Source organism: Cellulomonas sp. SLBN-39, assembly GCF_006715865.1.
GTDB lineage: Bacteria > Actinomycetota > Actinomycetes > Actinomycetales > Cellulomonadaceae > Cellulomonas.
In genome coordinates this window covers 2,802,718-2,828,233 of record NZ_VFOA01000001.1, presented here as the reverse complement: position 1 = coordinate 2,828,233, position 25,516 = coordinate 2,802,718, and the positions used below count along the sequence as shown (strand labels likewise).

The window sequence follows — 25,516 nt, the reverse complement described above, 5'->3', positions numbered from 1 at the left end:
CCGGGCGCCGCGTGCGACCGGCCCACGACGAGCGACGACGAGGGACGATGACGACGACCGCACCGCCTGCCGGCACCGTGACGATGTACTCCACCACGTGGTGCGGCTACTGCCACCGGCTGCGCACGCAGCTCGACTCCGCGGGCATCGCGTACGACGTCGTCGACATCGAGCAGCAGCCCGACGCCGCCGAGTACGTGGCCTCGGTCAACGGCGGCAACCAGACCGTCCCCACCGTGGTCTTCCCCGACGGCACGGCCGCGACGAACCCGTCGCTCGCGCAGGTCAAGGCCCGCCTGGGCGTGTGAGCCGCGGCGGGGCCCGCCCGGGTCCGGCGGTTCCTGGTCGGACCCGGCGTCAGGCCTGCTCGGGCTCCGCCACCGGCCCGCCGAACCACTCCTCGACGAGGGCCCGGGCGATCGACGCCCCGCTCGGCAGCACGACCTCGCCCGCGAGCACGGCCCGCGCCAGCTCGTCCCGGGTGAACCAGCGGGCGTCGGTCAGCTCCACGCCGTCCACGCGCACGTCCGTGCTCGTGGCGTGCGCCCGGTACCCGAGCATCAACGACCCGGGGAACGGCCACGGCTGGCTGCCGCGGTAGACGACCTCGCCGACCTCGACGCCGGCCTCCTCCAGGACCTCCCGGCGGACCGCCCGCTCGGCGGACTCCCCCGCCTCGACGAAGCCCGCGAGCGTGGAGAACCGGCCCGGCGCCCAGGCGGCGGCGTGCCCGAGCAGCAGGCGGTCCGCGTCGTCGACGACGGCCATGATCACGGCCGGGTCGGTGCGCGGGTAGTGCTCCGACCCGTCCTGCACGCACACCCGCGACCAGCCCGCCTGCGCGACCCGGGTCGCGGACCCGCAGCGCGGGCAGCGCGGGTGACGGTCGTGCCACGTGTCGAGCGCGACCGCCGTCGTGGCCAGGCCCGCGTCGTGCGCGTCGAGGGCGGCCCCCACGGCGCGCAGCCCGCGCCACGCCCCCGCCGCCGCCGCGTCCTGGTGGACGGCCGCGTCCGCCGCGGCGCCCGTGCGGGGCAGCGCCTCGTGGTCGGGCATCCGCAGCGCCAGCACGTCGCCGCCGTCGTCCTCCTGGCCGAGCAGCAGCCAGGCGTCGTCGCCCGGCCCCACGCCGTCGTGCGCCACGCCGTCGTGTGCCACGCCGTCGTGCTCGCCGACGCCGTCGGCGGCCCGCGGGCCCCACGCGGCCGACGCCTGCGCGGGGGTCAGCCACAGCACCCGGGCCGGGTCCTGCGTGAGCACCTGGCCCGCGCGCACCAGCAGCACGCGCGTGCGCGGGTCCCGCACGGCGGAGCCGATCACGTCCGGCTCGGTGCGGCGCTCGGCCGCTCGGGGCACGGAGGCCCGGGCCAGGGGCAGGTGGGCCAGCGTCGCGCTCGTCACGGCGCCCACGGTACGTCCCGGACGACCCGACGACCCGGTCAGCGACGCCCGCACCGGGACGAACCGGACGCGGACACACCGCGGCGACGGCACCCCGTCCACGGCACGGGCACCTACGCTGGCTCCCGTGACACGCTCGCCGCTCGCCCTCGCCGCCCTGGCGACCGTCGCGATCCCGGGGCTCGACGCGTACGACGTGCGCCGTCCGAGCGGCACCGGCCCCGACTTCGACGAGGCCGTGGTCATCGACTCGGTGCGCCGCCGGTGGGTCGTGCGCGCCCCGCAGCACGCCGCCGCCGGTGCGGCCCTCGAGGCCGAGATCGCCCTCCTGGCCGCGCTGCGCCCCTTCGTCGACGACGGCACGCTGCCGTTCGCGGTGCCGCGCACCGAGGGGTTCGCGCACCTGCCCGAGGGCGGCCGCGCCGCCGTGCACCGGCAGCTGATCGGGCGCCCGCTGCGCCTGGAGACCCTCCGCCCCGGCCCCGGCCTGGCCGCCGAGATCGGCCGTGCCCTGGCCGCGCTGCACGAGCTGCCGACGTCCGTCGTCGAGGAGGCCGGGCTGCCGGTGTACGACGCCGCCGGGTACCGCGAGCGGCGCCAGGCCGAGGTCGACGAGGCCGCCCGGACCGGGCTCGTGCCGCCGTCGCTCCTGCGCCGCTGGGAGGACATGCTCGAGGACGTCGCGATGTGGCGGTTCCGGCCCACCGTCGTGCACGCCGACCTGACCAGCGCGCACCTGCTCGTCGCGGAGGGCACGGTCACCGCCGTCCTCGACTGGGGCGACGCGATGGTGGCCGACCCCGCCGACGATCTGTCGTGGCTGCTGGTGGCGGCCCCGCAGGACGCGGTCGACGCGATCATGGAGTCGTACCTGCTGCGGCGCACCGAGCTGAGCGACCCGCACCTGGCCGACCGCGCCCTGCTCGCCGGGGAGCTCGCGCTCGCCCGGTGGCTGCTGCACGGCGTGCGCACGCAGAGCCCCGAGGTCGTCGACGACGCGGTGGCCATGCTCACCGAGCTCGACGAGCACGTGCACGCGGAGGCCGAGGCCGCCTACTGAGCGGCGGCAGGCACCGGCCCGTCCCCGGGTGCGCCCGTCGCGGCGTGCAGGAGCGCGGCGATCTCGTCGGCGTCGAGCAGCCGTCGCGGGCGCACCGTGACGCCGGCACCCACGTAGCAGAACGCCGCGGCGACCTGCTCGACGGGGGTGCCCGTCCAGCGTGACCACGCGAGCCGGTACACCGCCAGCTGCAGGTCGCGGGACGCCTCGTGCGCCGGGTCTGTCGGCGGGGCGCCGGTCTTCCAGTCCACGACGACGACCGACCCCTCGGGCCCGTCGGGGTCGCGGAACACCGCGTCGATGCGGGAGCGCAGCACGTGCCCGCCGATGGTGGTCTCGACGTCGACCTCGACGGCCAGCGGCGTGCGGTCCGCCCAGGGCGTCGCCAGGAACGCCGCGCGCAGGGCGTCCTGGTCGGCGTCGACCGGCAGCGAGTCGTCGTCGGCGCCCGGCAGCAGGTCGAGGTCGACGAGCGTGGTGCGCCCGTAGTAGGCCTCGACCCAGGCGTGGAACGCGGTGCCGCGCCGCGCCTGCCGGGACGGCTCGCGGGGCACCGGGCGGCGCAGCTGGAGCGCGAAGGCTGCCGGGTCCGCGTCGAGGCGGACCAGTGCGGACGCCGACAGGTGCGCGGGCAGGTCGACCTGCTGGTTCCCGGTGCGACGCTCGAGCTGCTCGGCGAGCAGCCGGTCGGCGAGGGCGTCCCAGTCGGTCGGCGGTAGGGCGTCCGGCGGGCTCGGCGGTGGGGCGTCTGGCGCGCCCGGACCCGCGGCTCCCGGGCCGTCCGACCGTCGCGGCGAGCCAGGCCCGCCCCCGGGCGAGCCAGGCCCGTCCCCGGCCGGACCGCGATCGGCTCCGGCCGCCGCCCGCACCGCGCGCAGGGCGTCCCGCACGGCGTCGGCGGCCGCCTCGACCGCCGGGCGCCGGGGCGCGGCACCGTCGACGGCGAACGGGTCGGCGGGCCACACCGCCGTCTCGACGTCGCCGGTCCGGGGGTTGTCGGTGCCCGGCTCGGGCTCGTCCGCCCAGGCCAGCACCTCGGCGAGGCCGTGCTCGACCAGCTCGGACAGGAAGGGCGAGACGCGCCGGGGCGTCTTGGCGTCACCCCACCGGGCGGCGCTGAGCAGCAGCCGCTCCCGGGCCCGCGTGAGGGCGACGTAGGCGAGGCGGCGCTCCTCGGCGACCTCGTGCTCGCCGGCGTCCTGGCGGAACCGGACCAGGCGCTCGGCGAGCTCCTTCGGGTCCGCGGCACCGCCGAGGTCGAGAGCGGGCAGGTCGTCGCGGTCGCCGCGCAGCGGGTAGGGCAGCACCCCGAGCCCGGTGAGCCAGCCCGAGTCCAGCGGACCGTCCTTGCCCAGGACGGCCGTGGCGGGCAGCCCGCCGTCGACCAGACCGGTCACCGCCACGACGTCCCACTCCAGCCCCTTGGAAGCGTGCACCGTCATGAGCTGGACCGCGTCCGGGTCCGGCTCCGTCACGGGCAGGTCCAGCCCGTCCTCGCGCTGCTCGGCAGCCTCCAGCCAGGCCAGGAACGCCCCGATCGTGGGCCGGTCCGCGGCGCGGGCGAACTCGACGGCGACGTCGCGGAACGCGTCCAGGTGCGCGCGGGCCCGGGCGGGGGTGACGTCGGAGCGGGACTGCACCTCGATGTCGAGGCCGAAGAGCCGCTCGGCCTCGCCGACCAGCTCGGGCAGCGACAGGCCCGCCTGCCGGCGCACCGCCCGCAGCACCGCCGCCAGGTCCGCGAGCCGGGCCCGGCCCTGCGGCGTGAGGCGTCGGCCCGCACCGCTGACCCATCCGGCCGGCGGCAGGTCGTCAAGCGCGTCGACGAGGCTGGACGCGTCGACCACGTCACCCTCGACCACGACCTGCCCGGTGCCGGCCTCGCCCCCGCCCGCGTCGGCGGGGTCGGCGGGGTCGGCCTGCCGCGGTGCCGAGAGCCGGGCCAGGTGCCGCGCCCAGTCCCCCAGGGCGTGCAGGTCGCGCGCACCGAGCCGGGTGCGGGCACCGGTGAGCAGCCGCACGAGGGCGTCGCCGCGCGTCGGGTCGTGCGCCGCCTGGAGCACGGCCACGAGGTCCACGACCTCCGGCGCCGCCAGCAGGCCGCCGAGGCCCACGACCTCGACGGGCAGCCCCTCGGCCCGCAGCGCGCGGCGCAGCGGCTCGAACTGGGACCGCTTGCGGCACAGCACCGCGGCGGTCCGTCGCCCGTCGGGGTGGGTGCCGGACCGCCAGTGCGCCGCGACCAGCTGGGCGACGCCGCGGGCCTCGTCCTCGACCGTCGCGTCGACGCGGGCCTGCACCACCCCCGCGCCGGCTCCCGGCCGCGCCCGCAGCTCGGGGACGTCGACCCTGCCGTCGCCGCGCAGCGGCGCGGCGACCCGGTTGGCGGCGTCCAGCACGGCGTGGTCGTTGCGCCACGACGTGGACAGCTGGACGACCTCGGCGCGGCGCCGGTCCCCGTCGGGGCCGACGGCGGGGAACGTGTCGGGGAAGCGGGCCAGTCCCCCGGCGCTGGCACCGCGCCAGCCGTAGATCGACTGGTGGGGGTCGCCGACGGCCGTGACCGGGTGCCCGCCGCCGAAGAGCGCCGACAGCAGCGCGAGCTGGGCGTAGGAGGTGTCCTGGTACTCGTCGAGGAGCACGACCCGGCAGCGGGTGCGCTCCCCGGCGCCGACCTCCGGGACGTCGCGGGCGATCCGCGCAGCGATCGCCACCTGGTCGCCGAAGTCGAGCGAGTCGGCGGCCCGCTTGCGCGCCCGGTAGGCGGCGACGAGCTCGAGCACCCGGGACCGCTCCCCGAGGGAGGAGCGCAGGTCGCGGACCTTGGCGTAGGGCGCGCGGGGCGGGGTGCCGGGCGGGGTCGCGTCCATCGCCGCGACGAGGTCGTCGATCGCCGCGCGCGCACCCGCGGGGTCGAGCAGGTGCTCGTCGAGCGCACCCGACAGGCTCAGCACGGCCTCGACGACGGTCGACGTCGCGGCGGCGGTGTCGAGGTCGCCCGCCCACTGCTCGACGACCTCGGACGCGAGCTGCCACTGCGCGGCCTCGCCCAGCAGCCGCGCACCGGGCTCGATGCCGGCCCGCAGGGCGTGCTCGGACACGAGCGAGCCGGCGTAGGCGTGGTAGGTCGAGACCTGCGGGCGGGCGAGCTCGTCGGCGAGGTCGGCGGCCCCCGGCAGGTCGACACCCTGCGCCGCGGCGGCCCGCACCAGCGCGCGCAGGCGGCGGCGCACGCGCTCGGCGAGCTCGCCCGCGGCCTTGCGGGTGAACGTCAGCCCGAGCACCTGGTCGGGGGTGACCAGGCCGTTGGCGACGAGCCAGACCACGCGACCGGCCATCGTCTCGGTCTTGCCCGAGCCGGCACCGGCCACGACCAGCGACGGCGCGAGCGGCGCCTCGATGACCTGCCGCTGCTCGTCCGTGGGCGGGTGCTGCCCGAGGAGCTGGGCGATCTGCACGGCCGACAGCGCGACGGACGTGGTCGAGGGGCGCGCGCTCATGCGACGACCTGCCCGCCCTCGGCGCGCAGCGGGCAGGACCGGCGCACCGGGCACCGGTCGCACAGCTCGTTGCCGCGCGCCTCGAACTGCGCGGCGGCCATCTGGTCGGCGACGTCGTCGACGAGGGCCCGCGCCCACGACGGCCCGTCGGTCTCCGGGCCGAGCGCGTCCTGCTCGCGCGTCGTGGGTCCGCGCGTGCCGGACGCGACGAACACCAGGGCGGCGCCCGCGCTCGTGGTGCCCTCGGGCAGGCCCGGCACGGCACCGGCGTCGACCGCGAGCTGGTAGAGGCCGAGCTGGGGGTGCTCGGCCGTCTGCGCGACGGTCGGCACCCGGGTGCCGGTCTTGAGGTCGACGACCCGCACGGCGGACGGCGGCACGGCGGCGTCCACGGCGGCGGGCGCGTCGTCACCGCCGGGCGCGTCGTCGCCGCCGGGCGCGCCCTCGCCGCCGGGCGCGTCCTCGCCGCGGGCCGTCCCACCACCGACGTCCGCGAGCTCGACCCGGTCCATCGACCCGCGCACGAGCGCCCGGTCGGTCTCGAGCACGAAGTCCGCCTCGACGAGCACGGGGGCGCCGCTGGTCCGCAGGTGCACCGCGAGCCGGTCGATCATCGCGTCGGCGCGGCGGCGCGCGGACAGCGACGCCCACCCGTCGCCGAGGCCCAGCTCGGGCCAGCGCCGGTCGAGCTCGGCGGCGAGGGTGGGGCGGTCGCCACGCGGGTGCTCCTGGGCGATGGCGTGCACGAGAGTGCCCAGCGACTGGCTCCACGACTGCGACGGCGTGCCGCCCGCGGCCTCCAGGGCCCAGCGCAGCGCGCACCGCTGCGCCGTCTCGACCTTCGACGGCGAGACGGGCACCTTCTCGCCGTCGGACCACAGCGGCTCGTCGCTCGACGGCTCGGGCAGCCCGAACCACCGGTCGGGGTCGGCGCCGGGGATGCCGACGACGGCGAGCCGCGCGAGGGTGCGCGCCGCCGCCGGGTCGGGCGTGCCGTGCTCGCGGGCGGTCCGCTCGAGGTGCGCGCGCAGCCGGGCGACGAGGCCGCGCAGGTCCAGCGGGGCCGGGGCGCTCGTGCGGCGCGGGTCCGGGCCGTCGGCCGGCGGGGGCTGCACGAGGTCGAGGAACGGCGACGGGGAGTCGTCCTGGTCGGCGACCGCCGTCACCAGCAGCCGGGTGCGGGCCCGGGAGCACGCGAGCGCGAAGGAGCGCAGCTCGTCGGCCAGGACCGCGGCGCGGGCGTCGGCCGGGGCGTCCGGCTCGCGGCCTGCCACGGCCGCGACCAGGGCCTGCGCGCCGAGCATCGAGTCCCGCAGCCGCAGGTCGGGCCACGTGCCCTCCTGCACGCCGACGACGGCCACCACGTCCCAGGACCGCCCGGCCGCGCCCGGGGGCGTGAGCACACCGACGCCCGCGGTCCGCGAGCGCGCCGCCAGGGAGTCCGCGGGCAGGTCCTGGTCCTCGACCCAGGTGACGAACGCCTCCGGCGTGGCCCGGGGGTTGCGGTCGACGAACGTCTCGGCCGCACGGAACAGCGCGAGGACCGCATCGAGGTCGCGGTCGGCCCGCTCGCCGGACGCCCCGCCCGCGAGCGCGACCCGGCGCCACGTCTCGGCGAGCCCGGCCCGGTCCCAGACCGCCCACAGCACCGACTCGACGTCGGCGCCGGGCGCCTGCGCAGCAGCCCGCCCGGCGGCGACCACCGCGGCGAGCCGGTCCACGGGCCGTCCCACGTGCGAGGGCAGGGTCACCGCGCGCCCGGGGGCGTCGAGGACCTCGACGAGCAGGGCGTCGCTCGAGCGTCCGCCGCCGGCCGCGAGCTCCTCGGCGCGCAGCGCGCGGCGCACGCGGCGCAGCCCGACGGCGTCCAGCCCGCCGACGGGCGAGCAGGCCAGCCGGGCGGCGGTCTCGGCGTCCAGCGGCGCGCCTGCGGCGACGCGCACCAGGTCGAGCAGCGGGCGCACGGCCGGCTCGTCGCGCAGCGGGACGTCGCTGCCGAGCACGCTGACGGGCACGCCGGCCTGCGCGAGCGCCCGTCGCAGGGCGGTGACCCGGGTGCCGGAGCGGGCGACGACCGCCATCGCGTCCCACGGCACGCCGTCCTGCAGGTGGCTGCGGCGCAGCGCGTGCGCGACCCACGCGGCCTCCTGCGCGGCGCTGGGCAGCACCGCGACCTGGGCCGGAGGGCCGGCGGCGCAGGACGGCGCGACGTCGACGCGACGGTGCGCGGCGGTCCCCGCGACCGGGACGCGGTCGGTGATGCGGGCGGTCACGGCGCGCAGCGCCACGCTCTGGCGCCAGACGGTGCGGAGCACGACGTGCGCGGCCCCGAGCTCGCCGAGCCCGCGGCCGGTGACCGCCGCGCGCGCCACGAGCCCGGGCTGGCCGCCGCGGAAGGTCTGCACGGCGACGTCGGGGTCGCCCAGCAGCAGCAGCCGGGCGCCGTCGTCGGCCAGCGCGCGCAGCAGCCGCGCCGTGGCGGCGGTGGTCTCCTGGTGGTCGTCGACGACCACGAGCCGCCGGGCGGGCCGCGGCGTGCCGGGCACGTCGTCCTCCCAGTGCCGCAGGGCCGCGACCGCCGTGTCCACGACGACCGCCGGGTCGAGCCGCTCCCCCGCGTCGGGCGTCGACGTCGCCAGGGTCATGACGTCGAGGTACTCGCCGTACAGGTGCGCGGCGGCGACCCACTCGGGCCGGTCCGCGCTGCGGCCCAGCGCGGCCAGGTCCCCGGGGTCCAGGCCCCGCTCGGCGGCACGCATGAGCAGGTCGCGCAGCTCGTCGCGGAACGCCCGGGCGGTCAGCGCCTGCTCCGGCACCGACGGCGGCCACACGGGGCCGAGGCCGTCGCCGGCGGCGTGCCCCGCGAGGAGCTCGCCCAGCACGACGTCCTGCTCCGGGCCCGAGACGAGCACGGGCGAGGGCTCGCCGAGCGCGGCCGCACGGGCCCGCAGCACCGCGAACGCCACGGCGGCCGGCGTCTGCACCAGCGGACGCCCGCTGGTGCGACCCAGCCGGGCGGTGAGCCGGTCGCGCAGCTCGCCGGCGGTGCGCCGGTCCGCGGTCAGCACGAGCACGTCGTCGGGCGCCAGACCCGCGTCCACGGCCGCCACGACGGCCTCGATCCCGACCGTGGTGCGCCCCGTCCCCGGCGCCCCGGTCACCAGGACCGCGGCGTCGGCACCCGCCACGACCCGGTCGACGGCCGCCTGCTGCTGCGCGTCGAGGGCGACGGGCGCCTCGACGGTCGGGCGCAGGAGCCGGGTGGTCGTCGGGGTCGTCACGATGTCCGATGAGACCACGGGCCACCGACACCCGCGCGCGCCGGCGCACCGGCGGTGCACGTCGGTCCGGGGCGGGACGGGCCCCGGGCAGCTGGTCCGGCAGCACGCCGGACGGCACGTCCCGGCAGGTCGCAGGCCGGTCGGGCGCGCGCCCTGGCTACGATCGCCAGATGACCGACGCCGAGCCCCCCACGGCGGGTCGCCACCGCGGCCCGCGCATGGCGCGCGCCGAGCGCAGGTCCCAGCTCCTCGCGGTCGCCCAGCACCTGTTCGCGTCCGAGGGCTTCCACCACGTCTCGATGGACGACATCGCCGACCGCGCCGAGGTCTCCAAGCCCGTCCTGTACCGCCACTTCCCGTCCAAGCTCGACCTGTACCTCGCCGTCGTCGACGCCCAGGGCGAGACGCTGCGTGCCGCGGTGGAGCGGGCCGTGGAGCCCGTCGAGCGCGGGCCGGTCGAGCCCGGCCAGGGACGACGTGTCGTGGCGGCCGTCGTGGCCGCGTACCTCGACTTCGTCCAGGTCGCCGGCGAGGCGTCGGCGCTGCTCTTCGAGTCCGACGTGACGCACGACGCCGACGTGCGCGCCCGCGTCGAGCGCGGGCCCGTCGAGGCCGCGCACCGCATCCGCGACGTGCTCCTGCAGGTGACCACGCTGCCGGCCGAGGACGCCGACGTGCTCGCCGCGACGCTCATCAGCACCGCCCAGGGCGCGGCCACGTACTGGTGGCGGCACGCCCGGCACACCGACCCCGCGCACGTGGTCGCCCTGGTGTCCGCGCTGGTGTGGCGCGGCGTGGCGGGGCTGCTGCGGCCCGACGTCACGCACGAGGGCGCTTAGGATCGACGCCGAGCAGCGCCCGGCGCGCACCCGCACCGGGCCGAGGGCCGAAGGAGACACCCGTGGACATCACGATCGGCGTGCAGCACCTCACGCGTGAGATCACGATCGAGTCCGACCAGAGCGCCGAGCAGGTGACCGCCGCCGTCAACGCCGCGCTCGCCGGCCGCCCGACGCTCGAGCTGACCGACGTGCGCGGCCGCCGCGTCATCGTCCCGACGGCGTCGATCGGCTACGTCGAGATCGGCGCGGAGAGCAAGGGCCGGGTCGGCTTCGGCGCGATCTGACCGCATCGCTGCATGCTCACGGGCGTCGCCCCGGCCCCGGCCGGGCGGCGCCCGTCGTCGCTCCCGTCATCCGAGGCACGAGCAGCAGGCTGCCCCCGCCCATCACCCCCGGGCCCATCGGCCGAGAACCCGGTGGACGAGCAGACACACCTCGTGGCCGAGGCAACGGCGCAGCTCGGACCTCCGGCCGCCCTTGTCTCTTGGACTCGCGCACGCCCCACCCGCTCACGCTGGACGAGCTGGTCTGAATCTGGACGAGTGCGCCTTCGCCAGCTGCCGGCCGAGGCAGGAGAGCTCAAGGTTGTCCACCGATCTCGTGATCAAAGCCCTCGGTCAGCTTGTCGGGCGCAACCGCGGCCTTGACGACCGAGCCGCAATCCCGGTCGAGGACTTCCAGACCACCGCTACCGCGGGGCATGTGATCACCGCACTGCAGCTGTCCAGAATGCGGGTCGCAGGCTCCCAGCAGTCGCCGCCGACATGTCCAGCGAAAACTAGTTCTCCTCGAGGACGCATGCCATGAACGACACACCCTCACCGTGGCTTTCTTTTACATTCTCCCGGGGGAACCCCGCCGGGCCCGACCAGGCGAACTACCCGGCACTACTTCGAGCCGTCGCTGAGTCCATCGAGGAACTCGGAGACATTCAAGTCACCGACCTGGTCCTCCACAACGAGATCACTGCTGATGGCGACTGGCCGTCCATCACCGTGTACTACGCACCGCGCAACGACATGGACTGAAACCGGACCGGCGCGACTCAGGGTGACAGCGACGACCGCTAGAGCATGTACCCCAGGCCGATCGCCAGCACGATGAAGACGTCGAGAAGAACGCCAGTCGTCACCTTGGTGGCCGCACGGGAGGTGGAACTTCTGTCGACAGACAGATAGATCACCCATCTCGCGAGAACCTGACCAGCCACGAACCACATAGAAAACTCATAGATGCCACCGGTACGGACAGGGCTCACAAGACTCGACAAGAGTGCATCGAGCAGGGCGGCGACGAACAGCACGGGGGCCGCAGCCACGGTCCAGTAGATCGCGGTCTCGAAGGCGTGCGCCTTGGCGTACCCCTTGATCGGCTCGTCGGTCCAATGTGAGCGCCAGATCCGATAGTGCTCCTCAGCCCTTCCTCGGTCGCTCATCCAGGCGACCACTCGGGCAAGAATCGCCGACGTGGGGCTAACGACCGTCGTCAAGCTATCCATCAATTGCACTGATACCCACCTCCGCCGACGGTCGTTCCGATTCTAACATTACCCCTACGGACCCGAGTCGTCGGTCGGTGCGCCTCGCTCAATCCGCCTAGCTGCACCGACCGGGCATGGTGGTCAATCGGGTGATGGGTGGCGTGTTCCCGCGGGCGGCGTGGGGCCGGTCGCGGCGGCGCTCGACCGCCAGGCCGGTGCAGGTCCCGCGCCCCGGGTCGGAGATGTGGGGCGAGCCGTTGGCGGACAGCACCCGCTCGACGGTGATCCCGCGCTCGGCGAACCAGGACGCCGCCCGGCGCAGGACACCGCCGGCGGTCGCAGCGGTCTCGTCAGGGCGGCATGAGCGCGGACCACGAGGGCCTCCTGCGAGCGACGTGGACACCTGAGCAGCTCCGCTCCACCGCGGCAGGCTCCTCGCACCATCACGGCATCAGCGCGTCGCACCCCGCTCGACCAACGTCTCCGGTCAGGACAGCCAGTCGGTGGTGAGCCGTCAGGCGCGTCTGCGGCGCAGAGGTGCGGAGCCCGTCAGGCCGTCAGGTGCAGGCGGGACATGCGCCGGGTGTGCTCGGCGGTCAGCTCGTTGATGACGCGTGCCGGGGCCTGCGCCGGCACGTCGGCGACCGGCGCCGTCTGCGCGGACGTCGGGACAGGCTCGTCCGCGGTGGCGCGGTCGACGGCGCGGGCCACGCCGGGACGCTGCTGCACGACCCGCTGCACGACGTTGAGGGCCTCGCCCACCAGGCGCCGCCCCCACAGGGCGAGCCGGGACGTGAGGACCTCGTCGTCGGCGCACGCGCGGTCGAGCTCGCGGACCACGAGCTCGGCGTGCGAGGCGTCCTCGAGGAGCTCGGCGACGAGATCGCGCGAGCGGGGGTCGAGGCCGCGCGAGGCGAGCCGGCAGAAGTCGTCGGCGACGCCGTACCCGACGTAGGCCTTGAGCAGCCGCTCCCACCAGGTGCTCGACGGCGTGCGGTCGTCGAACTCGTCGAGCACCTGGTCGAAGCGCGCCAGGGCTGCGACGGGGTCGCCGCCGAGCTCGTCGATGCGGGCCAGGACCCGGTCCCGCCGGCCGGTGCACGCGGCGGCGAACCGGCTCAGCGCCAGGGCCTGCTCGACGTCGGGGGCCTGCGCGGTGTCGGCGGCGAGCCGCACGAACGCCCGGTGCTCGAGGGCCGCGACGAGGCCGAGGACCTCGACCGCGTCGGCGGCGTCCTGGCCGGTGACCTCGGCAGGGACCTCGGCGGCGTCCGCACCGGCGCCCGCCGGCGGCGCCGCGGTCGGGACGGGTGCGGCGGGGTCGTCGGCGCGGGTCGTCATCCGGCGATCGTAACGCCGGGCCCCGTGCCGGCGGGTGGCCGTGTGCGGGTGACCGCGGCGCGCGGGCGCACCTCACCCGGGCCGCGACGGCCGTGTCGGTTACAGTGGCCGGTGTACACCCGTACATCGGTTTGCCCGGTCGTCTCGGTTGCCCCGGGTCGCAGGACACGTGTCCGCGACCTTCCCCGCACGACGCGGTGTCGCAGCGACGACGCTCGCGCGCGAGGACACTCCACGATCGGCTGCCGCCCGACCGCGTGGTGCCGCCCGTCGCTGCCCGATCCGACCCGCTCGGACGCCGGGCCGTGGCGCGAGCCGCCACCCTCGCAGTGAAGAGCCCCGTGTGACCACCGAGCAGTCCACCCTCCCCGGTGAGGGATCCCCTGACATCGACACCGTGACCACCTCCGCCGACGCGGTCCCGACCCCCGTGCCGACGGGTGCGCGCCGCGCGTCGTCCGTGCAGGCCGTCGACGCGTCGTTCGCGGACTTCGAGGTCCGCCCCGAGATCGTCGAGGCCCTCGCTGCCGCGGGCATCTCGCACCCGTTCCCCATCCAGGCCATGACGCTGCCGGTCGCGCTGGCCGGCCACGACATCATCGGCCAGGCCAAGACGGGCACCGGCAAGACCCTCGGGTTCGGCGTCCCGCTGCTGCACCGGGTCGTCGCACCCGGCGAGGACGGCTACGACCGGCTGCCCGAGCCGGGCCTGCCGCAAGCCCTCGTCGTCGTCCCGACGCGCGAGCTGGCCGTGCAGGTCGCCGGCGACCTCGCCATGGCCTCGCGCAAGCGCGCCGTGCGGATCGTGCAGGTCTACGGCGGGCGCGCGTACGAGCCGCAGATCGAGGCGCTGCAGCGCGGGGCCGACGTCGTCGTCGGCACCCCTGGCCGCATGATCGACCTGCTCAACCAGCGCCACCTCAAGCTGTCGCGCGCGACCGAGGTCGTGCTCGACGAGGCCGACGAGATGCTCGACCTGGGCTTCCTGCCCGACGTCGAGAAGCTGCTGGCCGCGACGCCGCCGACCCGCCACACCATGCTGTTCTCCGCGACCATGCCGGGCGCGATCGTCGCGATGGCGCGCCGCTACATGCGCCAGCCCACGCACATCCGAGCCGCCGAGCCCGACGACGAGGGCCAGACGGTCAAGAACATCCGTCAGGTCGTCTACCGCGCGCACGCCCTCGACAAGGTCGAGCTGCTGGCGCGGATCCTGCAGGCCCGCGAGCGCGGCCTGACCATCGTCTTCACGCGCACCAAGCGCACCGCGGCGAAGGTCGCGGACGAGCTCGTCGAGCGCGGCTTCGCCGCCGGCGCGATCCACGGCGACCTCGGCCAGGGTGCGCGCGAGCAGGCGCTGCGCGCGTTCCGGCACGGCAAGGTCGACGTGCTGGTCGCCACGGACGTCGCGGCGCGCGGCATCGACGTCGAGGACGTCACGCACGTCATCAACTACCAGTGCCCCGAGGACGAGAAGACGTACCTGCACCGCACGGGCCGCACCGGCCGCGCGGGTGCGCAGGGCACCGCCGTGACGTTCGTCGACTGGGACGACATCCCGCGCTGGGGCCTGATCGACCGGGCGCTCGGCCTGGGCATCCCGGAGCCGGTGGAGACGTACTCCTCGTCGGAGCACGTGCGCACGGACCTCGACATCCCCGAGGGCACGACGGGCCGGCTGCCGAAGGCGCAGCGCACGCGCGCCGGTCTGGGCGCCGAGACGCTCGAGGACGTCGGCGAGACGGGCAAGCGCAACGCGCGTCCCGCCGGGCGCGGCGAGGGCTCGCGCGGGGACGGCTCCCGCGGCGAGGCTCGCGGTCGCGGTCGCGGTGCGGGTCGCGGCGAGAAGGACGAGCGGGAGGCGGCTCCGCGTCGCGAGGGCGAGGCGGGCACGTCCGAGGGCGAGGGCCGGTCGCGGCGTCGTCGTCGCGGCGGCCAGGACGGCGCGCCCGTCGAGGCGACGGCCGACGCCCCGGCCGGCACGGGCCCCGACGCCCCCGCCCCCGGGGACGCGACGACGGAGGGCTCCGGCGAGGGCGCGGCGCGCCGTCGCCGCCGTCGCCGGTCGCGCGGCGGTGCCGGTCAGGGCGACGGGGCGGGTGCCCCGGCCACGGGTGACGCCGAGGCCTGATCCTCACGTGCACCTGGTCCTCAGGTGAGCAGGGCCCCGGTCGACCGTCGTCGACCGGGGCCCTGCTGCGTGCGGTCAGCCGCGGGCGAAGGCGAGGACCGCGTCGGCGAGCAGCTGCACGGCGATGGCGGCGAGCAGCAGACCGGCGATGCGGCTGACGAGCAGCGTGCCGGAGTCCTTGAGCACCCGGTGGATCGCGTTGGCGAACCGCATCGACAGGTACAGGCAGATGTGCACGAGCACCACCCCGAGGGAGATGGCCACCCAGTCCGGCGGCTCGGTGGCCTGCTGGACGAACACCATGGTGGCGACGATCGCGCCGGGGCCGGCGAGCAGGGGGGTGCCCAGCGGCACGAGGGCGACGTTGCCCTGCGTGCCCTCGAGCGCCTCGTTGTTGTCGAGCTTGCCGGTGAGCAGCTCCATGGCGACGAGCAGCAGGAGCAGGCCGCCGGCGCCCTGCAGCGCGGGCAGCGACACGTGCAGGTAGTTGAGCACCGACTGGCCGAACAGCGCGAAGCCGACGATGACGCCGAACGCGACGAGGATCGCCTGCCGTGCGGCCCGGGCGCGCTGCTGGCGGGTCATCGAGCTGGTCAGCGCGAGGAAGATCGGCACGGTCCCCGGCGGGTCCATGATGACGAACAGCGTCACGAACGCCGAGATGAACAGCTGCACGTCGAGCACGCTGCTCACGCGCCCACCACCTCCGTCGTCCCCTGGGCCACGATCGCGGCCAGCACCTGCGGGTCGGTGAGATTCTCCCCCAGCCGGTTGGGCTTGCCGTCACCGTGGTAGTCGCTGGACCCGGTGACGAGCAGGTCGAGGCGGGCGGCGATGGCGAGCAGGCGCTCGACCTGGGCGGGGGTGTGGTCGCGGTGGTGCACCTCGAGGCCGACGAGCCCGGCCTCGGCGAGCTCGTCGAAGACGGGGTCGGGCACGACCCGGCCGCGGACGTCGGCACCGGGGTGGGCGAAGACGGGGACCCCGCCGGCGGCACGGACCGCGGCGACCGCCGCGGCGGCCTCGGGGGCGTAGTGGTGCACGTGGTACGGCCCGCCGGAGGCGAGCAGGTGCGTGAACGCGGCGCTGCGGTCGGGCACGACGCCACGGGCGACGAGCGCGTCGGCGATGTGCGGGCGGCCGACGACGACGGCGTCGCGGGACTGGTCGAGCACGTCCTGCCAGGTGATCGGGACGTCGCGGGCGAGCAGCTCGACCATCCGCTCGGCGCGGTGCACGCGGGACTCGCGGGCGGCGTCGAGCTCGCGGGTGAGCACCGTGGCGGTGGGGTCCTGCAGGTAGCTGAGCACGTGCACGCTGATGCCGTGCGCCTTGGCGGAGACCTCAGTCCCGCGCACGAGCGCGACGCCGACCTCGGTGGCGGCGCGGGCCGCCTCGTCCCAGCCGGCGGTGGTGTCGTGGTCGGTGAGGGCCACCACGTCGAGGCCGGCGGCGCGGGCGTCGACGACGACGCGCGCGGGCGCGTCCGTGCCGTCGGACGCGCGCGAGTGGGTGTGGAGGTCGATGCGCACCGGCACACGCTAGCGGCCCCCGCGGGCCGCCCCGACGGTGCGAGACTGGGGCGGTGACCCAGGACGACGTGACCCCGCAGGACCCGGCCGCGGCCGACGAGACGCCCCTCGGCACGGACGGCCAGCCGCTGGCCGACCGGGGCGCGAACCGCTCGCAGCTGGGGCGCACGCAGAACTTCGTGGAGTACGTGACCTCCGGCTGGGGGCCGCGCACGAGCGCACCGGTCGAGCGGGCCGCGGTCGCGGACTTCACCGCCGCCCGGCGCAGCGCCCTGTCGGCGCACTTCCCCGGCGCGCGGCTGGTGGTGCCCGCCGGCACGTTCAAGGTCCGCTCGAACGACACCGACTACCGGTTCCGCCCGCACGCGGCGTTCGTGCACCTCACCGGGCTGGGCATGGAGCAGGAGCCCGACGCGGTGCTCGTGCTCCACCCGGTCGAGGACGGCACCGGCGACGACGGCAGCGCGCACACGGCCGTGCTGTACATGAGCCCGATGGCGGGGCGGGACACCCCGGAGTTCTTCTCCGACGCGCGGTACGGCGAGTTCTGGGTCGGTGCCCGGCCCACGCTGGAGGACGTCGCGACCAGCACGGGCATCCGCACCGCCCACCTGGACGACCTGCGCGACGCGCTCGCCAAGGACGTCGGCACCGGGGGCGTCGAGCTCCTCGTCGTGCGGGAGTCCGACCCGACCGTCGAGGCCGTCGTCGAGGAGATCCGCGCCACGGAGGAGGCCGGCGAGCGCGACGACCGCCTCGCCGAGGCGCTCTCGGAGCTGCGCCTCGTCAAGGACGCGTACGAGGTCGAGCAGATGCGCGAGGCCGTGACGACGACGATCGACGGGTTCGCCAAGGTCGTGCGCGCCCTGCCCGACGCGCTGGCGCACCGGCGCGGGGAGCGGGTCGTCGAGGGCACGTTCCTCGGGCACGCCCGCCAGGAGGGCAACTACGTCGGGTACGAGACAATCGCCGCGGCCGGCGAGCACGCGACGACGCTGCACTGGACCGACAACGACGGCGCGGTCCGCCCGGGCCAGCTGCTGCTGCTGGACGCGGGCGTCGAGGTGGACTCCCTGTACACGGCCGACGTGACGCGGACGCTCCCGGTCGACGGGACGTTCACCGACGTGCAGCGCCGCGTCTACCAGGCCGTGCTCGACGCGGCCGACGCCGGGTTCGCGGCCGCCGTGCCCGGCGCCCGGTTCCGGGACGTGCACGAGGCCGCGATGCAGGTGATCGCGGCCCGCCTGGAGGAGTGGGGCCTGCTGCCCGTCAGCGCGGCGGAGGCACTGCTGCCGCAGAACCAGCACCACCGGCGCTGGATGGTGCACGGCACGAGCCACCACCTGGGCATCGACGTGCACGACTGCGCGCAGGCCCGGGCGCAGATGTACCTCGACGGCGTCCTCGAGCCGGGCATGGTGTTCACCATCGAGCCGGGCCTGTACTTCAAGGCCGACGACCTGCTGGTGCCCGAGGAGTACCGGGGCATCGGCGTGCGCATCGAGGACGACGTGCTGGTCACGGCCGACGGCAACGAGAACCTCTCGGCCGCGCTCCCCCGCGACCCCGACGCCGTCGAGGCGTGGATGGCGTCGCTGCGGGCCTGACGCCCTCCGCGGGCCGCCGGTCGTCTCAGGCCGGCGGCCGCGGCACGTCGTCGCCGACCGTGCCGCCGGCCTGCGGCGGTGCGGGCGGCGTGGACGGCTGGTCGGGACGCGCCGCGGTCACGGGCGGGGCCGGCGGGGTCGCGCCGCGGGTGCCCCAGCCGTCGACCACGCCGCCGAGGCCGGACTCGACCAGCAGGGCACGCGCGCGGTGCGCGTGCTCGGCCAGGCACAGCACCGAGTACGACGTCGCGACGATCTGCGACGAGGACGCGAAGTCGCGCCGCCCGCGGGTCAGCGAGTAGGTGATGACGCTGAACAGCAGGCCGAAGGCGCCGCCGAACAGCATGGCGGGCAGGATCACGTTCGCGGTCCCGGGCGACGAGAACAGCGTGAGCAGCAGGCCGACGAACAGGCCGAACCACGCCCCCGACGCGAACCCGCCGAGCGCGGCGCTCGGGTACGACAGCCGCCGCAGCACCCGCTCGACCATCTGCAGGTCCGTGCCGACGATGGTCACGGCGCGCACCGGGAACGACTTCTCCGCGAGGAGCTCCACGGCCTTCTGGGCCTGGAGGTAGGTGGGGTAGGTCGCGACGGACTCCCCCTCGGGCAGCGTCGGGAGCGTCGGGATGCGGCTGGACCGGCTGAACGACATGCGCCGATCCTCCCTCACCCGCCCGTGAGCTGCCAGGGTGCCCGCCGGGAACGGGCTGGGAGCCCGCCGTGCGGCGTTGACGTGAGGTTAGGCAACCCTCATGATGGGCGTCGCCGGAGCGCAGGGGCCGACGCGTCGCCCGTCCCCCGCGGCGCTCGTACCCGCACCCCGCACCAGGAGATGACGATGTCCGGCTTCAGCACGCGCCTGCTGCTCTCGTGCGCCGCGATCGGCGTGGCGGGCGGGATCCTCGGCATCCCGAACTACCACCTCTTCACGGCGCTGTCGGTGGCCGCGCCGTTCCTCATGGGCCTGGCCGCGGGGCTGTACGTGCTGCCCGGGGTCGTCGCGCAGGCCGCGTTCCGCCGCCCCGGCGTCGGGTTCCTCACCACGATGCTCGCCGGCGTCGTCTCCGCACCGTTCACCCCGACGGGCTTCGCCTCGGTCTACGGCTGGCTGTGGATCGCCGTGATCATGGAGCTGCCGTACGCCGTGGCGCTCTACCGGTACTGGAGGGCGCCCGTCGCGTACGCCCTCGCCGTCGGTGCCGCGGGCCTCTACACGTGGATGTGGTGGACCTACTACGACATGGGCACGTACGCGGCGTGGGCGCAGGCCCTGCTGCCGTCCCTGCTGCTCGTCGGCCTGGTCGGGTCCACCTGGCTCGGGCGCCTCGTCGCCGGGCGGCTGGCGGCGACCGGGGCCCTGCGCGGGCTGCGCCTGCCCGAGGACCGTCGCCGCCGCGCCGCGGTCCCGGGCGCCGCGAGCCCGGACCCCGCCGACGCGGACCCCGCCCGCACGGCCGGCACGGGCCCGGTCGGCGCCGCGACGCCCGTCGTGGGCGCCGCCGCCCCGACGGCGTGACGGTCGAGCTGCGCGACGTCCGGATCCGGCACGAGGACCGCGACGCCTGGACGCCCGACGGCGTCACCGCCACGCTGCACCCCGGCGAGGTCGTGCTGGTGCTCGGCCCCAGCGGCTGCGGCAAGTCCACGCTGGCCCTCGCGCTGGACGGCCTGGTGCCGCACGCGGTGCCCGCCGAGATGACCGGCGGTGTCGTGGTCGACGGCGTGCCGACCACGAGCACGACCGTCCCGCGCCTGGCCGCGCACGTCGCGATGGTCTTCCAGGACCCCGACGCCCAGGTCGTCACGGGCACGGTCCTCGACGAGGTGTGCTTCGGCCCGGAGAACCTGCTGGTGCCCGCCGAGCAGGTGCTGGCGCGCGCGGAGCACGCGCTGCGGACGGTCGGGCTGTGGGAGCGGCGCGCCGACGCGCCCGACGTGCTGTCCGGCGGCGGACGCCAGCGCCTGGCCGTGGCGTGCGCGCTGGCCCTGGGGTCGCCGGTCCTGGTCCTCGACGAGCCGACCGCGAACCTCGACCCCGTGGGCGTCGAGGAGCTGTACGCCGCCCTGCGCGCGGTCGTCGCGGACGGGACCCGCACCGTCGTGCTGGTCGAGCACGACCTCGACGCCGCCGTCGACCTGGTCGACCGGGTGCTCGTGCTGGACGCGTCGGGCCGGCTGGTGATGGACGGCCCGACCCGCGCGGTCCTGGCCGACCGGGCGTCCGAGCTCGTCGCGCTCGGGGTGTGGCTGCCGGTCGCGACCCTCGCGGCCCTGCGCCTGCGCGGCGCGGGCGTCGACCTGGTGCCGCTGCCGCTGACCCCGGCGGCGCTGACGAGGGCCCTCGACGCGTGCCCGACGCTGCCCGACCCGGTCCCGACGTCCGCGGCGGGACCCGTCCCGACGGCGGGCGGCGAGGCGGACCCCGACCTGGCGGTGCAGGTGCGCGGGCTGACGGTGCGCCGCGGCGGGCGCGCCGTCCTGCACGACGTCGACCTCGACGTGCCGACAGGGGCGCTGGCCGCGCTCGTGGGCGTCAACGGTGCGGGCAAGACGACCCTGGCGCAGGCGGTCGGCGGCGTGGTGCGCCCGCCGCGCGGGACCGTCCGCACCGCCGGCCTGGACCCGGCGACGACGCGGTCGCGCACGTGGGTCCGGCACGTGGGGTTCGTGTTCCAGAACCCCGAGCACCAGCTGGTGCGCGCGACCGTGCACGACGAGCTCGCGCACGGGCTGCGCCTGCAGGGCGTCGCCGCGCCGGAGGTCGAGCACCGGGTCGGCGAGCTGCTGGACCGCCTCGGCCTGGCCGCCGCGCGCGACGTGCACCCGTTCCTGCTGTCGGGCGGCCAGAAGCGCCGGCTGTCGGTCGGCACGGCGCTGGTCACGGGCGCCCGGGTGCTGGTGCTCGACGAGCCGACGTTCGGGCAGGACCGTGCTCGAGCGGCCGAGCTGCTCGACCTGCTGGACGACCTGGTCGCGCACGGCACGACCGTGGTGGTCGTGACGCACGACCTGCAGCTCGTGGCCGACCACGCCACGCACGTCGCGGTGCTGCACGAGGGCCGGGTGAGCGCGGCCGGGACCGCCGCCGACGTGCTCGCGGGCTCCGCGCTGGACGAGGCGGGCCTGCTCGCACCGCCGCTCGCCCGGGCCACGCGCGCCGTCGCCCGGCACCCGGCGTGGCACGCGGTCACCCGCCTGAGGGACGTCCCCGACGGCGGACCCGACCGCCCCGCGGCGTCGACGTCGTGGGCGGGATCACTGACGCCCGCACCGGTGGCGCGGTGAGCGCGGCGACCCCGGACGTGGCCGCCGTCTGGGCGGCCGACGTCAGGCCCGGGTGGCTGCGCCGCCACAACCCGCTGGCCACGCTCGCCGCGCCGCTGCCCGCCATGCTGGCCCTCGTCGTCGTGCACGACACGCGGGCGGCCGTGGTGCTGACGGCCGTCGCGGTGCTGGCGCTGGTGACCGGGGCAGGGCTGGGCCGGCGGGGCCTGCTCGCGCTGCTCGTCGCCGCCCCGCTGGGCACGGTGGCGCTGGGGGCGGCCCTGGGCCTGTGGGTGGCCGTGCCGGACGACGACGCGGGGCGCGTGCTGCTGCAGGTCGGACCGGTGGAGTACACGTCGGCGGGGCTGGCCGCAGGGCTGGCGACGGCCGCGCGCCTGGCGGCGGTCGCGGTGCTCGCGCTGGTCGGCGGGCTGACGTCGTCCGGGCCGGACCTGGCCCGGGCGCTGCAGCAGCAGCTGCGGGTGCCGTACCGGGTGACGTGGACGATCCTCGCGGCGTTCCGGTTCGTGCCGCGGCTGGGGCACGAGGTCGCGGTGATCCGGGCGGCGCACCGGGTGCGCGGCGGCGACGAGGGCCCCGGGCCGGTCGCGACCGTGCGCCGGTGGGTCGGGTGGTCGGTGCCGCTGCTGGCCGGCGGGCTGCGGCACGCCGAGCGCACGGCGTACGCCATGGACGCGCGCGGCTTCGGCGCGCACCCGACGCGCACCGAGCGGCACCGCGTGCCGTGGCGCACGCGCGACACCGCGCTCGTGGTCGCCGGGTGGACGCTGACCGCGGCCGTCCTGCTGGTGCCGTGACCGCGCGACGCCCGCCGTGCCGCCGACCCCCCACCGCCGGCCCCGCACCGACGGCACGGCCGTCCCGGCGCAGCCCACCACGGCCGCGCGCCGTCCCCGGGGGCCGCGGCTAGGCTGACCGCCGTGAGCAGCGTCGGGACCAGGGTGTTCGTCGCGCGCCTCGCCGGCACGAAGGTCTTCGACCCCCTGGGGGACGAGGTCGGGCGGGTGCGCGACGTCGTCGTGCTCGTGCGCCTCAAGGGCGCCCCCCGGGCCGTGGGCCTGGTCGTCGAGGTGCCCGGGCGTCGACGGGTGTTCGTGCCGCTGACGCGCGTGACCGCGGTGGACGCGGGCCAGGTCATCTCGACCGGGCTCGTGAACATGCGCCGGTTCGAGCAGCGCGCGTCGGAGACGCTCGTGGTCGGCGAGCTGCTGGACCGCACGGTCGACCTGGTCGACGGCTCGGGCACGGCCACGGTCGAGGACGTCGCGATCGAGCTGCAGCGCAGCGGCGACTGGTACGTCACCAAGGTGTTCGTGCGTCGCACCGAGCACCGCGGCGGGCTGCTGCGCCGGCGCGGGGAGACGATGCTCGTGCCGATCGACCAGGTGCGCACGCTCGCCCGGGCGTCCGCCGCGCAGGGTGCAGAGCTGCTGCTCGCGCAGTACGAGGACCTCAAGCCGGCCGACCTGGCGGACGTGCTGCACGAGATGGGCGTGACGCGCCGGCTCGAGGTGGCCACGGCGCTGGACGACGAGCGGCTCGCGGACGTGCTCGAGGAGCTGCCCGAGGACGACCAGGTCGCGATCCTGCGCGCCATGGAGCTCACGCGCGCCGCCGACGTCCTGGAGGCCATGCAGCCCGACGACGCGGCGGACCTGCTGGGCGAGCTCCCGAGCGAGCAGGCGGCCGAGCTGCTGGAGCTCATGGAGCCCGAGGAGGCCAAGGACGTGCGCCGGCTGCTGGCGTACGAGGACAACACGGCCGGCGGTCTGATGACCACCGAGCCGGTGATCCTGGGCCCGGAGACGACGATCGCGGCGGCGCTGGCGCACGTGCGCCGGCAGGACCTGACGCCCGCGCTGGCGTCGCTGGTGTTCGTGGCGCGACCGCCCCTGGAGACGCCGACGGGCCGGTTCATCGGCGTCGTGCACCTGCAGCGCCTGCTGCGCGAGCCGCCGCACGGCTCGATCGGGCAGATCGTCGACACCGACATCGAGCCGGTCACCGCCGACGCGCCACTGATGACGGTGACGCGCGAGCTCGCGACGTACAACCTGCTCGCGCTGCCGGTGGTCGACGACCAGCGGCGCCTGCTGGGCGCGGTGTCGGTCGACGACGTGCTCGACCACCTGCTGCCCGACGACTGGCGCGAGACCGACGACGAGCCGGGGCCCTTCACGCGCCCGACGCCCGCGGTGACCGCCCGGGGGGTGCGCCGTGGCTGACCGTCTGGACACCCCGCGCGAGAGCCGCCGCCTGGTCCTGCCGCGCATCGAGGAGGACGCCTCGGGGCGGGTCTCGGAGTCGATCGCACGGTTCCTCGGCACGCCGCGGTTCATCCTGTGGCTCACGGCCTTCTGCCTGGTCTGGATCGCGTGGAACGCGAACTGGGGACCTGAGCGCTTCCGGTTCGACGAGGCCGGCAACGGGTTCACCGCGCTGACGCTCATGCTGTCGCTGCAGGCGTCGTACGCCGCCCCGCTGATCCTGCTCGCGCAGAACCGGCAGACCGACCGCGACCGCGTGCAGGCCGAGCAGGACCGTCAGCGCGCCGAGCGGAACCTCGCCGACACCGAGTTCCTGGCCCGCGAGATGGCGTCGCTGCGCATCGCGCTGCAGGAGGTCGCGACGCGCGACTTCGTGCGCTCGGAGCTGCGCAACCTGCTCGAGGAGCTGCAGGCCGAGCAGGAGCAGGACGGCCAGGGAGAGGACCGGACGCCGCGCGGCAACGACCGGCTCGAGCCGGGGCGGCGCACCGGCGACTGACAGCGGCACCGGCCTGCGCGGTCGGGGCACGGCACCGGGGACGGTGCGTGGGGCGTCGGTCCCGTCGGGGCGCGCGCGGGGTCGACCTACGATGGCCGCATGCCGTCGCAGCCCGCAGACCCCCGCACGCCCGACGACGCGCTGGTGCAGGCCGTGCGCGCCGCGCTGGACGGCGTGCAGGACCCCGAGATCCGCCGACCCGTCACCGAGCTGGGCATGGTGCGCTCGGTCGAGGTCGTGCCGGACGGCGCCGCGGGCGGGGTGCTCGTCGTCGTGGGGCTGGACCTGACGACCCCGGGCTGCCCGCTCAAGGACACCCTGACGCGGGACGTCACGGCGGCCGTGGAGCGGGTCGCGGGCGTCGCGGGCGTCCGGGTCGACCTGGGCGTCATGACGGCGGAGCAGCGCTCGGCGCTGCGCACGATGCTGCGCGGCACTGACGCCGAGCCGCAGATCCCGTTCGCGCAGGCCGGCTCGTTGACCAAGGTCATCGCGGTGGCCTCGGGCAAGGGCGGCGTGGGCAAGTCGTCCGTGACGGCGAACCTGGCGGTGGCGATGGCGGCGCAGGGCCTGCGGGTGGGTGTGGTCGACGCGGACATCTACGGGTTCTCGCTGCCGCGGATGCTGGGCGTGGACCGGCCGCCGACCAAGGTGGACGACATGCTGCTGCCGCCGGTGGCGCACGACGTGAAGGTCGTCTCGATCGGCATGTTCGTGCCCGCGGGGCAGCCGGTGGTGTGGCGGGGGCCGATGCTGCACCGCGCGCTGCAGCAGTTCCTGGCCGACGTGTTCTGGGGCGACCTGGACGTCCTGCTGCTGGACCTCCCGCCGGGGACCGGCGACATCGCGATCTCGGTGGCGCAGCTGCTGCCGGGGTCGGAGATCGTCGTGGTGACGACCCCGCAGCCGGCGGCCGCGGAGGTCGCCGAGCGCGCCGGGTCGGTGGCCGTGCAGACCCGCCAGCGCGTGGTCGGGGTGATCGAGAACATGGCGTGGCTGGAGCAGGCCGACGGCTCGCGCCTGGAGCTGTTCGGCGCGGGCGGGGGCGCGTCGGTCGCGCAGAGCCTGACGCGACTGACGGGCGCGGACGTGCCGCTGCTGGGCCAGGTGCCGATCGACGTGACGCTGCGGGAGGCGGGCGACGCGGGAGTGCCGGTGGTGCTCTCGCACCCGGACTCCCCCGCGGCGCTGGCCCTGGCGGACGTGGCGCGGCGCCTGGCGGCGCGCCCGCGGAACCTGGCCGGACGGTCGTTGGGGCTCTCGCCCGCCGGGCGCTGAACGGTC

At 76.3% G+C, this 25,516-nt stretch carries 21 protein-coding genes; 13 read left to right on the top strand and 8 right to left on the bottom strand.

Annotated features, from left to right (window positions below):
• Nucleotides 1-47 precede the first annotated feature (47 nt).
• Nucleotides 48-308 (top strand): mycoredoxin, encoded by a 261-nt coding sequence (locus FBY24_RS13050; RefSeq protein WP_142161183.1) that lies wholly within the window; start codon nt 48-50, stop codon nt 306-308.
• Nucleotides 309-357: 49 nt separating this feature from the next.
• On the opposite strand, the gene nudC is transcribed toward FBY24_RS13050, so the two are convergent.
• Nucleotides 358-1,401, bottom strand: coding sequence for an NAD(+) diphosphatase (gene nudC, locus FBY24_RS13045; RefSeq protein ID WP_255432382.1), 1,044 nt, complete (start codon nt 1,399-1,401; stop codon nt 358-360).
• 127 nt (nt 1,402-1,528) lie between these two features.
• Here nudC and FBY24_RS13040 point away from each other — a divergent pair, with 127 nt between their 5' ends.
• A complete protein-coding gene (locus FBY24_RS13040; RefSeq protein ID WP_142161179.1) occupies nt 1,529-2,461 on the top strand; it encodes a phosphotransferase in 933 nt (310 codons plus the stop codon).
• On the opposite strand, the gene FBY24_RS13035 is transcribed toward FBY24_RS13040, so the two are convergent.
• Both FBY24_RS13035 and FBY24_RS13030 read right to left on the bottom strand, forming a co-directional pair.
• Nucleotides 2,455-5,961, bottom strand: coding sequence for an ATP-dependent DNA helicase (locus tag FBY24_RS13035; protein WP_142161177.1), 3,507 nt, complete (start codon nt 5,959-5,961; stop codon nt 2,455-2,457). The genes FBY24_RS13040 and FBY24_RS13035 overlap by 7 nt on opposite strands.
• Nucleotides 5,958-9,242 (bottom strand): UrvD/REP family ATP-dependent DNA helicase, encoded by a 3,285-nt coding sequence (locus tag FBY24_RS13030; protein WP_174243494.1) that lies wholly within the window; start codon nt 9,240-9,242, stop codon nt 5,958-5,960. Before FBY24_RS13030 ends, FBY24_RS13035 begins: the two co-directional genes overlap by 4 nt.
• A 170-nt stretch (nt 9,243-9,412) precedes the next feature.
• Here FBY24_RS13030 and FBY24_RS13025 point away from each other — a divergent pair, with 170 nt between their 5' ends.
• The 3 genes from FBY24_RS13025 (at nt 9,413) to FBY24_RS13015 (ending at nt 11,112) form a co-directional block, all read left to right on the top strand.
• On the top strand, nt 9,413-10,081 hold the full coding sequence (locus FBY24_RS13025) for a TetR/AcrR family transcriptional regulator (RefSeq protein WP_142161173.1): 669 nt from the start codon (nt 9,413-9,415) through the stop codon (nt 10,079-10,081).
• A gap of 62 nt (nt 10,082-10,143) precedes the next feature.
• Nucleotides 10,144-10,368: a DUF3107 domain-containing protein gene (locus tag FBY24_RS13020; RefSeq protein ID WP_140460780.1), complete on the top strand. Its 225-nt coding sequence runs from the start codon at nt 10,144-10,146 to the stop codon at nt 10,366-10,368.
• A 519-nt stretch (nt 10,369-10,887) separates the two neighbouring features.
• Nucleotides 10,888-11,112, top strand: coding sequence for a hypothetical protein (locus tag FBY24_RS13015; RefSeq protein WP_142161171.1), 225 nt, complete (start codon nt 10,888-10,890; stop codon nt 11,110-11,112).
• A 38-nt stretch (nt 11,113-11,150) separates the two neighbouring features.
• On the opposite strand, the gene FBY24_RS13010 is transcribed toward FBY24_RS13015, so the two are convergent.
• Both FBY24_RS13010 and FBY24_RS13000 read right to left on the bottom strand, forming a co-directional pair.
• The gene (locus FBY24_RS13010; RefSeq protein WP_142161169.1) at nt 11,151-11,519 is read right to left on the bottom strand and encodes a hypothetical protein; all 369 of its coding nucleotides are present in this window, start codon (nt 11,517-11,519) and stop codon (nt 11,151-11,153) included.
• A gap of 594 nt (nt 11,520-12,113) precedes the next feature.
• Nucleotides 12,114-12,905, bottom strand: coding sequence for a ferritin-like fold-containing protein (locus FBY24_RS13000; protein ID WP_142161167.1), 792 nt, complete (start codon nt 12,903-12,905; stop codon nt 12,114-12,116).
• A 397-nt stretch (nt 12,906-13,302) separates the two neighbouring features.
• Here FBY24_RS13000 and FBY24_RS12995 point away from each other — a divergent pair, with 397 nt between their 5' ends.
• The gene (locus tag FBY24_RS12995; protein ID WP_370510988.1) at nt 13,303-15,036 is read left to right on the top strand and encodes a DEAD/DEAH box helicase; all 1,734 of its coding nucleotides are present in this window, start codon (nt 13,303-13,305) and stop codon (nt 15,034-15,036) included.
• Nucleotides 15,037-15,111: 75 nt separating this feature from the next.
• On the opposite strand, the gene FBY24_RS12990 is transcribed toward FBY24_RS12995, so the two are convergent.
• Both FBY24_RS12990 and FBY24_RS12985 read right to left on the bottom strand, forming a co-directional pair.
• Complete coding sequence (locus FBY24_RS12990) at nt 15,112-15,729, bottom strand: MarC family protein (RefSeq protein WP_140460783.1); 618 nt, start codon at nt 15,727-15,729, stop codon at nt 15,112-15,114.
• Nucleotides 15,726-16,568 (bottom strand): PHP domain-containing protein, encoded by an 843-nt coding sequence (locus FBY24_RS12985; protein WP_142161163.1) that lies wholly within the window; start codon nt 16,566-16,568, stop codon nt 15,726-15,728. The genes FBY24_RS12990 and FBY24_RS12985 overlap by 4 nt, the downstream gene beginning before the upstream one ends.
• Before the next feature lie 68 nt (nt 16,569-16,636).
• On the opposite strand from FBY24_RS12985, the gene FBY24_RS12980 reads away from it, so the two are divergent.
• On the top strand, nt 16,637-18,178 hold the full coding sequence (locus tag FBY24_RS12980) for an aminopeptidase P family protein (protein ID WP_142163523.1): 1,542 nt from the start codon (nt 16,637-16,639) through the stop codon (nt 18,176-18,178).
• A gap of 25 nt (nt 18,179-18,203) precedes the next feature.
• Here the strand turns inward: FBY24_RS12980 and FBY24_RS12975 are convergent, their stop codons facing one another.
• Entirely contained in the window at nt 18,204-18,833 is a 630-nt protein-coding gene (locus tag FBY24_RS12975; protein ID WP_142161161.1) for a general stress protein, read from the bottom strand.
• A gap of 186 nt (nt 18,834-19,019) precedes the next feature.
• Here FBY24_RS12975 and FBY24_RS12970 point away from each other — a divergent pair, with 186 nt between their 5' ends.
• The 6 genes from FBY24_RS12970 (at nt 19,020) to FBY24_RS12945 (ending at nt 25,510) form a co-directional block, all read left to right on the top strand.
• Nucleotides 19,020-19,697 carry an ECF transporter S component gene (locus tag FBY24_RS12970; RefSeq protein WP_160158506.1) on the top strand — a complete coding sequence of 226 codons (678 nt, stop codon included), beginning with the start codon at nt 19,020-19,022 and terminating at the stop codon, nt 19,695-19,697.
• On the top strand, nt 19,694-21,466 hold the full coding sequence (locus FBY24_RS12965) for an ABC transporter ATP-binding protein (protein WP_142161157.1): 1,773 nt from the start codon (nt 19,694-19,696) through the stop codon (nt 21,464-21,466). The genes FBY24_RS12970 and FBY24_RS12965 overlap by 4 nt, the downstream gene beginning before the upstream one ends.
• Entirely contained in the window at nt 21,463-22,263 is an 801-nt protein-coding gene (locus FBY24_RS12960; protein ID WP_255432380.1) for an energy-coupling factor transporter transmembrane component T, read from the top strand. The genes FBY24_RS12965 and FBY24_RS12960 overlap by 4 nt, the downstream gene beginning before the upstream one ends.
• Nucleotides 22,264-22,386: 123 nt before the next feature.
• On the top strand, nt 22,387-23,691 hold the full coding sequence (locus tag FBY24_RS12955) for a magnesium transporter MgtE N-terminal domain-containing protein (RefSeq protein ID WP_142161155.1): 1,305 nt from the start codon (nt 22,387-22,389) through the stop codon (nt 23,689-23,691).
• A complete protein-coding gene (locus FBY24_RS12950; protein ID WP_142161152.1) occupies nt 23,684-24,232 on the top strand; it encodes a DUF1003 domain-containing protein in 549 nt (182 codons plus the stop codon). Before FBY24_RS12955 ends, FBY24_RS12950 begins: the two co-directional genes overlap by 8 nt.
• Before the next feature lie 99 nt (nt 24,233-24,331).
• Nucleotides 24,332-25,510 (top strand): Mrp/NBP35 family ATP-binding protein, encoded by a 1,179-nt coding sequence (locus FBY24_RS12945; RefSeq protein ID WP_142161150.1) that lies wholly within the window; start codon nt 24,332-24,334, stop codon nt 25,508-25,510.
• Nucleotides 25,511-25,516: the final 6 nt, after the last annotated feature.